General features: G+C 61.1%; 9 protein-coding genes and 1 tRNA gene. 3 read left to right on the top strand and 7 right to left on the bottom strand.

Features of this window, described 5'->3' with window-relative positions:
• Window positions 1-53: 53 nt before the first annotated feature.
• The 4 genes from E0486_RS12030 to E0486_RS12015 form a co-directional block, all read right to left on the bottom strand.
• Entirely contained in the window at window positions 54-1,901 is a 1,848-nt protein-coding gene (locus E0486_RS12030) for an amidophosphoribosyltransferase (protein WP_131852430.1), read from the bottom strand.
• Between the two features lie 118 nt (window positions 1,902-2,019).
• Window positions 2,020-3,870 carry a PAS domain S-box protein gene (locus E0486_RS12025; protein WP_131852429.1) on the bottom strand — a complete coding sequence of 617 codons (1,851 nt, stop codon included), beginning with the start codon at window positions 3,868-3,870 and terminating at the stop codon, window positions 2,020-2,022.
• Window positions 3,871-3,909: 39 nt separating this feature from the next.
• Window positions 3,910-5,271 carry a peptidylprolyl isomerase gene (locus E0486_RS12020; protein ID WP_131852428.1) on the bottom strand — a complete coding sequence of 454 codons (1,362 nt, stop codon included), beginning with the start codon at window positions 5,269-5,271 and terminating at the stop codon, window positions 3,910-3,912.
• Window positions 5,272-5,848: 577 nt separating this feature from the next.
• Window positions 5,849-6,829, bottom strand: coding sequence for an SDR family oxidoreductase (locus tag E0486_RS12015; protein WP_131852427.1), 981 nt, complete (start codon window positions 6,827-6,829; stop codon window positions 5,849-5,851).
• A gap of 123 nt (window positions 6,830-6,952) precedes the next feature.
• Here E0486_RS12015 and E0486_RS12010 point away from each other — a divergent pair, with 123 nt between their 5' ends.
• Window positions 6,953-7,390, top strand: coding sequence for a hypothetical protein (locus E0486_RS12010; RefSeq protein WP_207906249.1), 438 nt, complete (start codon window positions 6,953-6,955; stop codon window positions 7,388-7,390).
• A 170-nt stretch (window positions 7,391-7,560) separates the two neighbouring features.
• On the opposite strand, the gene infB is transcribed toward E0486_RS12010, so the two are convergent.
• The 3 genes from infB to E0486_RS11995 all read right to left on the bottom strand — a co-directional run bounded on the left by infB (window position 7,561) and on the right by E0486_RS11995 (window position 12,667).
• Complete coding sequence (infB, locus tag E0486_RS12005) at window positions 7,561-10,641, bottom strand: translation initiation factor IF-2 (RefSeq protein WP_131852426.1); 3,081 nt, start codon at window positions 10,639-10,641, stop codon at window positions 7,561-7,563.
• Between the two features lie 197 nt (window positions 10,642-10,838).
• On the bottom strand, window positions 10,839-12,086 hold the full coding sequence (gene nusA / locus E0486_RS12000) for a transcription termination factor NusA (protein WP_131852425.1): 1,248 nt from the start codon (window positions 12,084-12,086) through the stop codon (window positions 10,839-10,841).
• Window positions 12,087-12,193: 107 nt separating this feature from the next.
• Window positions 12,194-12,667, bottom strand: a complete 474-nt coding sequence (locus tag E0486_RS11995; RefSeq protein ID WP_131852424.1) for a ribosome maturation factor RimP — start codon at window positions 12,665-12,667, stop codon at window positions 12,194-12,196.
• Between the two features lie 205 nt (window positions 12,668-12,872).
• Between E0486_RS11995 and E0486_RS11990 the strand changes: the two genes are divergently transcribed.
• Window positions 12,873-13,121 carry a hypothetical protein gene (locus E0486_RS11990; protein WP_131852423.1) on the top strand — a complete coding sequence of 83 codons (249 nt, stop codon included), beginning with the start codon at window positions 12,873-12,875 and terminating at the stop codon, window positions 13,119-13,121.
• A gap of 120 nt (window positions 13,122-13,241) precedes the next feature.
• Window positions 13,242-13,315, top strand: a tRNA-Ile gene (locus tag E0486_RS11985).
• Window positions 13,316-13,407: the final 92 nt, after the last annotated feature.

Here is a 13,407-nt window from a genome sequence, read left to right as displayed (position 1 = left end):
GGCGATCGCAACCGAAGCTCATTTCCCTACTACCCCATTATCCCATCACCCCATTAATAACCGCGGGTATTTTTCCCTTCCATATAGTTCATAAAGGCCTTGTTGACCACGCGGTTGCCACCGGCTGTGGGGTAGTTGCCCGTAAAGTACCAGTCGCCGAGGTTGTTGGGGCAGGCCTCGTGCAGGTCTTCGATGGTCTGGAAGATCACCGACACCGGGATGTCGAGCTCGGGGGGCGTGATGAGCTCCGCGATCTTGTTGGTGATCTCGCCATTGGTAAAGGGCTTGTACACCTGCTTCACGAGGTTCACCGTATGCAGGTCGCCGCGCTCGTTGAGGGTCACGCATTCTTCGTACAGCTTCTGCAACAGTTCCTCGTGCCCGCGTTCTTTCAGCAGCGACACGGCGGCATTAAAGGCGATGAAGTCGCCGAGCTTGCTCATGTCGATGCCGTAGCAGTCGGGGTAGCGGATCTGCGGCGACGAGGATACGACGATGATCTTTTTCGGCTCGAGGCGCGCCAGCATGCGGATAATGCTTTCCTTGAGCGTGGTGCCGCGCACGATGGAGTCGTCGATCACCACCAGCGTATCCACGCCGGCGCGCACGGTGCCGTAAGTAATGTCGTACACGTGCTGCACCATCTCGCTGCGGCCGGTGTCGGCGGTGATGAAGGTGCGCATCTTCACATCCTTGATCGCGATCTTTTCCATCCGCACCTTGCGGCTGATCATCTCCGTAAGCTTCTCGGGGTCTACGTTATTGCCCCAGCTCCGGATGCGCTCGATCTTGATCTGGTTGAGGTAATCCTCGCAGCCTTTGAGCAGCCCGTAGAAGGCCACTTCGGCGGTGTTGGGAATAAAGGAAAAGATCGTGTTGCGCAGGTCGTAGTCGATGCATTCGAGCACGGGCTTGCTCAGGTTGTAGCCGAGGCGCTGGCGCTCCTTGTAGATCTTTTCGTCGGAACCGCGCGAGAAGTAGATGCGCTCGAAGGAACAGGCTTTCCGCTCCCTGGGCTCCGCTACCGCCTCGATCACGTAGCGGCCGTCGGGATAGACCACGATGGCGTGGCCGGGCATCAGTTCCTGCACCTCGTTCTCGCCTACGTTGAACGCCGTGCGGATGGCGGCGCGCTCCGAGGCGGCCACCACTACTTCTTCATTGATATAATAATAGGAAGGACGGATGCCGTGGGCGTCGCGGAACACGAAGCCGGTGCCGTTGCCGGTGATGCCGCCCACGTGGAAGCCTCCGTCGAAAAGGGGCACGGCCTTCCGCAGCGCCGACAGCACGTCGGCGCCCTGCGGCGCGGCTTCGTCGGCCTGCACCAGGAAGTAGTGCAGCACTTCCATCATTGCCGCCAGGTCGCTTTGCTTCTGGAAGGCGCCGGGATCGACGCCCACGAGCGAAAAGAGCTCCTCGGTGTTGACGAGGTTGAAGTTGCCCGCCAGCGCCAGGTTGCGCCCGGGTATGGTATGCTTCTTTACAAAGGGGTGGCAGAACTCCACGTTGTTCTTGCCCTGGGTGCCGTAGCGGAGGTGGCCCAGCAGCAGCTCGCCGAGAAACGACAGGTGTCCTTTGAGCAGGCCGGGATGGTGGACGATATCGGGATTGAATTTCTGGAGCTCGTTGTATTCCTCGCCGATCTGGCGAAAGAGGTCGGCGATGGCCTGCGGGTGACTGCTGCGGAGGCGGGCCAGGAAGGGATAACCGGGCTCTACGGAAAGCTTTACCGCCGCCACTCCCGCGCCATCCTGGCCGCGGTTGTGCTGCTTTTCCATCAGCAGGTAAAGCTTGTTGAGCCCCCAGAGCACAGACCCGTATTGTTGCTGGTACCAGGAGAAGGGCTTACGAAGGCGGACGAAAGCCAGGCCGCACTCGTGTTTGATGGCATCGCTCATAAAAGAGAATGAGCCGCAAAGGTAGGCGCCTGCGGCGCATTGAATAGTGAATAATGACTATTGAATATTGTATAAGGAGGGATAAGCCATTTATTCAATATCCAATATTCAATAATCATTATTCAATGGTTTCCGGCACGGAAACCGTCAGCGTACATCCTTTTCCGGGCGCGGAGTCGATGTGCAGGCTCCCGCCGAACATTTCGGCCCGATTGCGCATGCTGGTCAGGCCGAGGCCGCGGCGCACAGTGGCGGGGTCGAAGCCGACGCCGTCGTCGCGCACTTCCATCTGCACGCCCGGTGCTGCCTGGCGCAGCGTTACGGTCACCTTGCGGGCGGAGGCGTGCTTGGCGATGTTGTTCAACTGTTCCTGCAGGATGCGGAACAGCATCAGCTTCTGGTTGTCGGGCACCCGCTCCTCGTCGAAGCCGGCGGCGATGAAACGGATGTGGAGCTGCCGCGTGCGGGTGAAGGTGTGAATGAGATCGGTGACCGATTCTTCGAGACCGAGGTCGCCGAGGGTGGAGGGAATGAGGCTGCGGCAGAGCGCGCGGATCTCGTTGATGACGTCGGAGATGTTGCGGGTGGCCAGCGAGATCATCTCGGCCGTTTCCTCGTCGGCGGTGGAGCGCGCGAGGTCGAGGTACAGCTTGATGGTGGTCAGCTGCTGGCCGATGTTGTCGTGGAGCTCCTTGCCGATCTCGGTACGTTCTTTTTCGGAGGAGTCGATGGTGGCCTGCGTCAGCGCGCGCTGGTGGGCGATCCCTTCGGCCAGGAGGCGCTGCTCGAGGTCGCGGCGATAGGTGATGTCGGAGAAGGAGGCGATGATGTTGCGGAGGCCGCCGCGCTCGTCGAGCACGGGGTCGGCGTTGACCAGCAGCCAGATCCGGCGCCCGCTGCGGGGCTGCACGTGTCCCATCAGGAAGTCGCGCACCGGCTTGCCGTGCTGCAGCACCTGGAAGGCGGGCGTATCTTCCATACGCAGGGGTTGCCCGTTTTCAAAAACGGCCTGCCAGCGCTCGTGGGGCGCGCCGCTCTGCAGCAGGTCGCCCTCGCTGAGCTCCAGGATGCGCGTGGCCGCTTCGTTTACGTCCACCACGGTGCCGCTCGGGTCGAACATCATCACGCCTACCTGGATATTGCGCACCAGCATGCGGTAGCGCTGCTCGCTTTCGCGCAGGGCTTCGGCCGCATGCTTCCGCTGGCTGTCGTCGTGAAAGTAGATGGCGATGCCCCCCACCGCGGGGTTGGCCAACAGGTTGTGGCCGCGCACGAGGCACCAGCGCCATTCGCCGGTCTTGCACAGCAGGCGCACGGTAATGAACTTCACCTCCGGGTTTTCGTGCACCTCGAGCGCAAACGAATCCGCGGCCTTGAGCCGGTCGTCGGGGTGTACGAAAAGAAAGGCGTTTTGCCCCAGCAGCTCCTCGCCCTCGTAGCCCAGCACGTGCCGCACCGAAGGCGAGGCAAAGGTGATGAGGCCCTGGGGATCGAGCAGGAGGATGCCGTCGAGGGCGTCGGCGATGAGGCCGTGGAAGAAGCGCTCGCGGCGCAGCTGCGCTTCTTCGGCGTCGCGCGCGGCGGTTACGTCGCGGCCGATGGCGTAGAACCCGTCGGGCAGGCCGGCTCCCTGGGGCAGGCGCTGCAGGCGGAAGTGGTAGTAATAGTGGCGGCCCGAGCGGGTGGTGAAGCCGAGGGTTCCCTCCCATTGCCCCTCTGCCACCAGGAATTGCCGCAGGGCCTCGATGCCCTGCTCGCCGGGGTCGAAGCGAACGAGGTGGTCGATCCGCTGGCCGACGACCTCCGACTCGGTGAGCTCGAAGCAGCGCAAGGCCGCTTCGTTGATGGAACAAATGCGTTGATCGGTCGAGTCTGCCACCAGGACCATGTCCTGGATCTGCCCGATCAGGTACTGGTCGAGCCCGCTGTTGCCGGGAAGAATAGTGGGTTGGGAGGATATAGGATACACGATAGGAGGATTGTGGGATGGTCCCACCAAGATACAAAATTAGCGGGCGGCGGTGTGGGCACCGGCCGTCCAGCGCTGGAGCTGGCCGCAGTGATTCAGGTCGGGGTCGAGCATGATGTAGTGATCGGCGATGTGGCTGTTGAGCCACTTGTCGAGCGTCTGCATCTTTTTCTCTTCGAGGGCGGCCGTGGAAATACGGTTGAAGTCGTCCTTCAGGTTCATGCGGTGCGGCTCGGTGCGGGTTTTCAGGTAGATGATGCGCACGCCTTTGTCGCCCCGCTCGTTGGTGAAGGCGAAGGGCTGCGACAGGTCGCCGACACGCATGCGGGCCAGCTGGGGCACGATGTCTTTTTCAAGTTCGTCGATGGTTACGAAGTTGCCGTTGCGGCCCTGGATGAAGGGGCCGGTAAACTTGGAGGTTTCGTCGTCGCTGTAGCGGCCGGCGGCGGTGGCGAAGTCGATGGTGCCGGCTACGAGGCGCGAGCGCACGGAGTCGAGCTTGCGGGTGGCGCTGTTGATCTCTTCGTTCGTTACGGGCGCCTTCATCAGGATGTGGCGCACGAGGGCGTCGTCGCCGTTGCGCTGCAGCAACTGAATGAGGTGGAAGCCGAACTTGGAGCGGACCACGTTGGAGATCTCTCCTTCCTTGAGGCGGAAGGCGGCGGCAACGAAGGCCGGGTCCCAGCTCTTGTCGGTGCGGTTGATCTGGTACTGGCCACCGCGGTCTTTGGAGCCGGGGTCTTCCGACTTCTGGCGCACCACTTCTTCAAAGGTGATCTGCTTCGACTCGATCTGGCGCTTGAAGTTGTTCATCTCGCTCATCACGTAGGCTTCCAGGTCTTTGGAAGGCTTCGGGTAGATCACGATCTGGCCGATCTCCAGCTCGCTTTCGAACAGGGGGAGGCTATCGGCGGGGATGCGGTTGAAATAGGCGTTCACTTCGGTGGGCGTGATGCGCACGTTGTCGACGATCTTGCGCTGCATCTGCTGCGCCAGCTTCGTTTCGCGCACGGCCTCGCGGGCGTCGTCCTTGATCTGGTAAATGGTTTTGCCGGCGATGCGCTCCAGCTCGTCCTGCGAACCATACTGGCGCACGAAGTAGCGGATGCGCTGGTCGAGTTCCGATTCCACGTCCGACTCGTCTACCTTGAGGGAGTCGCGCTCGGCTTGCAGCACGAGGATCTTCGACACGAGGGCCTGCTCCATGATGGCGCATTCGGCGTTTTCGGGGAGCTGCTGTCCCTGGCGGAGGGCGTCGGCGAGGGCATTCTTGACGTCGGATTCCAGTACAATGCGGTCACCCACCACGGCGATGACGCGGTCGGCTACCTGCTTTTTGGGTTGGGCGAAGGCGCCGGCGGCCAGCACGGTGGACAGGAGGAAAAGGAAAGCTTTTTTCATACGAAGTGCCTCAAAAGTAACCCATTGGTGGGGCTTTGCCGGGGGCTGGGAATATTTTAACACTCTCCGTCGACCCATCCCCCGGCCCCTTCCCTAAGGGAAGGGGAGCAGACCTCACCCCTAACCCCTCTCCAAGGGAGAGGGGAACCATCCTCACCCCCTACCCCCTCTCCAGGAGAGCGCGGAAGATCGTTCCCGGTTGCATCCGTTCACAATTTTGCGAGGGTCGTAGCGCAGCAGATCTATGCCCCTCACAGTTTTGTGAAGGCCGTGGCACAAAGGATCCATGCCGGTCACAGTTTTGTGAGAGGCGTGGCGCAAAGGATTTATGCCGCTCACAGTTTTGTGAATGCCGCAGATCGCCTGCCGGGGGTCGGTCACAATTTTGTGAATGGGGTAAATCGGTCGCGGGATGCCGGTCACAGTTTTGTGAGGTGCATGGATCAATCGCGGGATGCCGGTCACAGTTTTGTGAGGTGCCTGAAGCGGGCGCGGGATGCCGCTCACAATTTTGGGAATGGCTGAAGGCATGGGTTGCCCCCCTCTCCTTTGGAGAGGGGCCGGGGGTGAGGTCTGCTCAACGCCGGCCGAGGAAGGCCAGCAGGGCCAGCGCCCCCAGCGCGCCCAGCGCGATCTTTTTTGCCGGCGGCTTCCGGGTGCCGCAGCCGGCCCGCCAGCCGCCATCCACGGCATTGCCGTAGTCGACCGTATGCAGCACGTTGCCGGCGGTATGCACGGTACTGTCGGCGGCCTTCAGGTAGTGGCGGATGGCGCCGCCGGTAACCCGGCGCGACAGTGCCGGGAAGAGGCTGTAGGCCGCATGCAGCAGGTGCGGGAAAATTGCGAGGGCGCGCGCGCGGCGCGGGTGCAGGATCGTTTGCACCACGCCGTCGGCCACCAGCCGCGGGTCGTAGAGCGGCGGCGCGGGGCGCAGCACCTTGCCGGTATAATTGGCGGCGTGCTGGATGCCGGGTGTGTCGAGAAAACCGGGAAAGAGGTCGCACACGTGGATGTCGGGGTAAGCCGACAGTTCGCCGCGCAACGCTTCCGAAAAGCCTTTCAGCCCGAATTTGGACGCACAGTAGGCCGCCATGTAGGGCGTGGGCAGCCAGCCGCCGACGGAGATATTGTTGATGAGGATGCCATGGCCCTGGTATTTGAACAGGGGCAGCACCGCCTGCGCGCCGTGCACATAACCGAGCAGGTTGGTGCGGATGACGCCTTCGTTGATTTCGGCCGGCACGTCTTCAAGAGCGCCGGCGGCGAGCACGCCGGCATTGTTCACCCAGGCGTCGATGCGGCCATAGGCGCTGCGGGCGGCTTCCGCGAGGGCCAGCTGCTGCGCCGGCTCCCGGGTGTCGGTGGGCACCACTAGGCAGTCGCCGCCAATGCCGGCGATCTCGCCGCGGAGCCCTTCGAGGGCTTCGCGGTTGCGCGCCGCCAGCACGGTGCGGGCACCCCGCGCCGTCAGTGCCAGCGCTATCGCGCGGCCCGCGCCCGACGAGGCGCCGGTAATCACAACGACCGTTCCTGCTAAGCTTTCCCCGTTGCGTTTCATGGCCTGCCTTTTCCTTTCGGGCGCAAGAATAGCGCCGCAAATGACCCGGCGGAATGTCGCAGGCGCACCGCGCTTTTACCGCCTGCAAAGCCGACCTTGCCCGCCCCATCAATCCCAGAAACCATGGACACCATTACCCTCGAAACCGATATCCCGCTGCTTTGCCTCGAAGCCGCTTCCTTCCCCGACGGCGTGCTGCGCGCCCACGAAGAGCTCCGGCGCCTTGTGCCGCCGGCGCGGGAGCGCAGCTATTTCGGACTGTCGAGACCGGAGGGGCGCGGCGGCATTGTATACCGGGCCGCTGCCGAGCAACTCACCCCCGAAGAGGCGGTCTTCGCACCGCTCGAAAGGATCGTGCTCCGCCGCGGACGCTACCTTTGCCGCTTCGTCCCCGACTTCAGGAAAGACGTATCGGTGATCGGGAACACTTTCCGCGAGCTGCTGCGGCATCCCGCCCTCGACCCGCAGGGCTATTGCGTGGAATGGTACGGCGAGGAAGGCCGGAACGTGACGCTGCTGGTGCGGCTGCGGGATGATGGTCATTGGACGCATTCGGGATAACGTGCATCCCGGGGGGGCGCCCTCGATACCAACACCTTTTATTTCGCGCTATTTCGTGCCGGGCTACCGGGCGCGCATCCCTATGGGATGCTTTCGTTTGCCAACAAAAAGGCCCCGTATTTCTACGGGGCCTCGAGATTTATTGCGGAGACGCAGATGCTGCGTCGTTCCTACAGTGTACGCTTCACTTCTTCGAGCTCGTAGGCTTCTACGATGTCGCCGACCTTGATGTCGTTGTAGTTCTTGATCGTCAGACCGCACTCCATGCCGTTGAGCACTTCCTTCACGTCGTCTTTGTAACGCTTCAGGGAGCCCAGTTCGGCGTTGGCGTTCTCGCCCGTGGGGTATACCACGATACCGTCGCGGATGATGCGGATCTTGTTGTCGCGCTTGATGCGACCGTCGAGCACCACGCAACCGGCAACGGTGGCCTTGTCGAACTTGAACACTTCGCGGATCTCCACGTTGGCCACGATCTTCTCCTGCGTCTTCGGTTCGAGCATGCCCTCCATGGCGGAGCGCACTTCGTCGATGGCCTGGTAGATAACCGAGTAGGTCTTGATCTCGATACCGGCATTCTCGGCGAGGCGCGAGGCCTGCATCGAGGGACGGACGTTGAAGCCGATGATGAGGGCGTCGGAGGCTTCGGCGAGCACGATGTCGGATTCGTTGATCTGGCCTACGCCTTTGTGGATCACCGATACGAGGATCTCCTCCGTCGACTGTTTCTGCAGCGAATCGGAAAGGGCTTCCACCGAACCGTCCACGTCGCCCTTGATGATGACCTTGAGCTCCTTGAAGGTGCCCAGGGCAAGGCGGCGGCCGATCTCGGCGAGGGTGATGTGCTTCTTGGCGCGCATACCCTGCTCGCGCAGGATCTGGGCGCGGCGGTTGGCCACTTCTTTGGCTTCGGCTTCGTCTTCGTATACCTTGAACTTCTCACCGGCCTGGGGGGCGCCGTTGAGGCCCAGGATGACCACCGGCACGGAAGGCCCGGCGTCTTTCATTTTCTTGTTGCGCTCGTTGAACATCGCCTTCACGCGGCCATAGTGCTGGCCGGAGACCACGAGGTCGCCGTTGCGGAGGGTACCATTCTGTACGAGTACGGTCGTTACATAGCCGCGGCCTTTGTCGAGCGAGGCTTCGATCACGTTGCCCGAGGCTTCGCGGTCGGGGTTGGCCTTCACGTCGAGGATGTCGGCTTCGAGGAGGATCTTTTCGAGGAGGAGCTCCACGTTGGTGCCCTTCTTGGCCGAAAGCTCCTGGCTCTGGAACTTACCACCCCAGCTTTCCACCAGCAGGTTCATCTGTGCGAGCTGCTCGTAGATCTTGGTGGGGTTGGCGCCGTCCTTATCGATCTTGTTGATGGCGAAGATCATCGGAACGCCCGCGGCCTGCGCGTGGCTGATGGCCTCGCGGGTCTGGGGCATGATGGCGTCGTCGGCCGCAATCACGATCACGGCGATGTCGGTCACCTTGGCACCGCGGGCACGCATGGCGGTAAACGCTTCGTGACCGGGGGTATCGAGGAAGGTAATGTCGCGTCCGTTGGGCAGGTGCACCTGGTAGGCGCCGATGTGCTGGGTAATGCCGCCGGCCTCACCCGCTACTACGGTAGCGTTGCGGATGTAGTCGAGCAGCGAGGTCTTACCGTGGTCCACGTGACCCATGATGGTCACGATCGGCGGACGGCCTTTCAGCTCGTCTTCGGCGTCGGCATCTTCCTCTTCGTCCATCTCGAGTTGCTTCTCCATGTCGATGAACTCCACGTCGTAGCCGAATTCGGATGCTACGAGCTCGATCACTTCGGCGTCGAGGCGCTGGTTGATGGACACCATGATGCCCAGGCCCATACACTTCGAGATCACCTCGGCGAAGGAAACGTCCATCAGGTTGGCGAGCTCGCTCACGGAGATGAACTCTGTTACCTGCAGCTTGTTGTCTTCGCTGCCGTCCATATCGTCGCCGCCGCTGCTGCCGAAGCGCTTTTTGCGCTGGGCTTTGCTCAGTTTACGGCCACCGCCGGCCAGGCGGGCCTGCGTTTCCTGGATCTTCCGTTGAATTTCTTTCTCGTCAATCTGGCGGTTATCGTCGCGACGGCCACCGGGGCCACGGGCGCCACCACGCTGTCCGGGCTGGTTGCCCGAACGTCCGCGGTTGCCTTCGCCGGGGCGCTGCACGGTAAAGCGGCCACCGCCGGATCCCTGGGCGCCGCTGGCACCCGCACCGGGGCGGGGGGTATCGGGCGCTTTCTTGATGGGAATGCGGTTGCGCTTACGCTTTTCGTCCTGCTTCGGACGGGTATCGCTGTCCACGGGCAGCTCGATCTTACCCAGGATCTTGGGGCCTTCGAGCTTCTCGGCGCGGATGTTTTCAATTACGGGTTCGGCGGTCTTTTCGGGTTCAGCCTTCGCTGCTTCGGCGGCGGGGGCTTCTGCTTTGGGAGCTTCTGCCGCGGGCGCAGGGGCTTCGGCTTTGGCCGTCACCTCGGGGGCGGGTGCTTCCACTGCGGGAGCGGCTTCGGCGGCCGGTGCCGGCGCGGGTGCCGGGGCGGGCTTGGCGGCTTCCTCCTTCTTCGGGGCGCCTTTCTTGGGGCGGGTAGAAGAGTCGATGGCCGACAGGTCTACCGTGCCGAGGATGCGCGGGCCTTCCACTACGGGGGGCTCGATCTTGGCAGGGGCTTCCGCCGGGGGCGCCGGTGTTTCCGCAACAGGGGCGGGCGCTTCCGGGGCGGGAGTGGCTTCGGCTACCGCGGCGGGTGCTTCGGGCTCGGGCTTGGGTGCTTCGGCTTTGGGAGCCTCGGCTTTGGGGGCCTCGGCCACCGGGGCCGGCGTTTCTACCGGCGCGGCGGCGCTCACGGGCGCTTCCGCGGCGGGGGCGGGAGCGTCTGCAGGTTTGGGCTCCGCCTTGGCGGCGGCGCTGGGCCAGTCGGCCGCCGGCGCTGCCTTAGGCGCAGCAGCGGGTGCTGCCGCCGCGGGCTTGCGGGTGGCGAGCACGTCTTCGTCTTCCTTGCGCTTGCGTTCGGCCACGGCGCCTTTGGGCAGGTCGATCTGCTCCGCCTTGTGTTTCGCCACCTTGTCGCTCTGGAATTCCTGCTGCAAGGCGCGGTACATGTCTTCGGTCAACTTGGCCGTGGGTTTCAGGTCGTCGCGGTTGAAACCTTTTGCCGCCAGGAATTCCACCAGTGTGTCTTTACCGATGTTGAATTCCTTGGCCGCAGCCATTAACCTGGGTGTTTGAATTTCTGCCATTAATATTTTTTATACCAATTGTCGCCGTGAACGCTTTCTGCAAGAGGCACGTTCAGGGCCGTTTGTTCCTTCTTTGTTTTCCGCCATCCGGCAGAAGGTCTTCTGGTGCAATACCTGTTTCCACCAAAGGTAACCCTCCTTGACAAGCTCAGGATGACAAACGCATCCTTCGCCGGTCTTTTGGGTGGCGCGCTTTACTACCCGCGGTCGAACTCGGCCTGCAGGATCTTGCGCAGGTCGGAGATCGTTTCTTTTTCCAGGTCGGTGCGACGCTCCAGCTCTTCGGTGCTCAGGTCGAGCACGGAACGGGCGGTGTCGCAGCCAACGCGCTTCAGTGCTTCGATGATCCAGGTTTCGATCTCGTCGCTGAACTCGTCGAGGTCGATGTCGAAGTCTTCCACCTCGCCTTCGTTGTCGCGGTATACGTCGATATCGAAGCCGGTCAGTTCGCAGGCCAGCTTGATGTTGACGCCGCGGCGGCCGATGGCCAGCGACACCTGGTCGGGCTTCAGGTACACCGAGGCGCGCTTGCCTTCGTTGTCGATCTCCATGGAGGTGATGCGGGCGGGCGTCAGCGAGCGCTGGATGAGCAGCTGGATGTTGGCCGTCCAGTTGATCACGTCGATGTTCTCGTTTTTGAGCTCACGCACGATACCGTGGATGCGGGAGCCTTTCATGCCCACGCAGGCACCCACGGGGTCGATGCGGTCGTCGTAGGATTCCACGGCCACCTTGGCGCGCTCGCCCGGGTCGCGGACGATCTTCTTGATCACGATGAGGCCGTCGAAAATTTCCGGTACTTCAATTTCCAAAAGCTTTGCCAGAAACTCCGGCGCGGTGCGGCTCAGGATGATGACCGGGTTGTTATTTTTCATGTCCACCTTCTTCACCACCGATCGGATGGATTCGCCCTTCTTGAAGTAGTCCTGCGGGATCTGCTCGCTTTTGGGCAGGATGAGCTCGTTGCCTTCCTCGTCGAGGAGCAGCACTTCCTTCTTCCACACCTGGTATACTTCAGCGGAGATGATCTCGCCGATGCGGTCGCCGTATTTCTTGGCGAGGATGTTCTTTTTCAGGTCGCCGATGCGGGAGGCGAGGGTTTGCTTGGCGGCCAGGATGGCGCGGCGGCCGAAGTCTTCGAGGTTTACTTCCTCGTAGAGCTCTTCGCCCACAGCGTAGTCGGGCTCGATTTTGATGGCGTCGGAGTATTCGATCTCCTCGAGCGTATTGTAGATGTCGCCGTCTTCCACGATGGTGCGGCGGCGGAAGATCTCAAGGTCACCTTTTTCCGCGTTCACGATCACGTCGAAGGTTTCGTCGGAGCCGTATTTCTTACGCAGCAGGGTGCGAAACACGTCTTCCACGACCCGCATGAGGGTGGGGCGGTCAATATTTTCGGCCTCCTTGAATTCCTGGAAGGCTTCGATCAGGTTGATACTTGCCATAGATCTGTTTTAATGAATATTGAATAATAACTATTGAATAAGGAGTAGGGAAGCCACGGGAGCGCCGTTATACAATATTCAATAGGCAATAGTCACTATTCAATCGTTTAGAACTTTACTTGAACTTTAGTGGTTTTAATATCGCTAAACAGGATCGTCTCCTGCTTCACTTCTTTTTTCTTGCCTTTGCCGCTTTCGGTTTCGAGCACGATGCCGTCCTCGGTCGCCGCGAGCAGTTTGCCTTCGATCTTCGTAGCGGGGTCGTCGTTGAGGGTCAGCTCCACGTAGCGGCCCACATTCTTACCATACTGGCGGTGGAGCTTCAGGGGCTCATCGATGCCCGGCGAGGACACTTCGAGCGAGAAGTCGCCTTCGGGAAACAAGGCGCTTTCTTCGAGTGCTTTGTACAGCTTGCGGTTGTAGCTCACCAGGTCCGAAAGCGGGATGCCTTCGTCGCCGTCGATGAACACTTTTATGTTGTTCGTCGGCTTGATGCGCACCTCCACCAGGAAGTGCTTCGGGTCGGCCATCAGGCCTTGGATCTTCTCCGTTACGGTTTCGATGAGGTTCTCTGTTGTCATAGTATAAAAGAAGAAGGGAACGGCCTCGTTCCCTTCTTGCGTCAAATCCGGAACAAAAGTACGGAAAACAGGGCGTTTCACCCAAAAAAAACCGTTTGTTGATCCGGGGCTGGCCAATTGTTACCGGCATCCGCCGCCTTTTTAACGAATTCTCTGTCGCCGATTGCCGGCTGCCGATTCCCGATTGGAGTACCTTTGGCCTATCATGTTCCTGACCTTTCTGTTTTGGATGATCCTGGGCTACCTGGCCTTCCGCTTCGTTTTCGGTTTCCTCGTGCCGATGATCCGCACGACGCGCCAGGTACGGCGGAGCTTTCGCGAAATGAACCAACGGATGAACGACCGCTTTGGCCCGCAGGGCGGCGCCGGCAACGGCACCCAGAAAGCAGCCCCCAGCGCCACCCCCGCCCCCACCAAGGACGACTATATCGATTTCGAGGAAATCAAAGACTAAAGGGACGAAAACCGTAAGTTTGCAGCCCCACAGACAAGTAGTCAGCAAGCCGGAAGTGGGAATGGAGAAGTACATCAACCACTTCGCACGTCCAACTTCCCACTTTATTTACTTGTCTCAGGATCCTTAGCTCAGTTGGTTAGAGCGGCTGACTCATAATCAGCGGGTCGCCGGTTCAAGTCCGGCAGGATCCACAACAGGCAAGGGTTTCCGGCGATGGAAGCCTTTTTTCATCAGACGATTTTTACAAAGGCCCCGGTATCGCCGGGGCTTTTACAGTCCAGTC

Source organism: Flaviaesturariibacter aridisoli, assembly GCF_004343705.1.
Classification (GTDB): domain Bacteria; phylum Bacteroidota; class Bacteroidia; order Chitinophagales; family Chitinophagaceae; genus Flavisolibacter; species Flavisolibacter aridisoli.
Note: the sequence above shows the minus strand (reverse complement) of the source record. Positions and strands in the feature narration are given on the sequence as shown.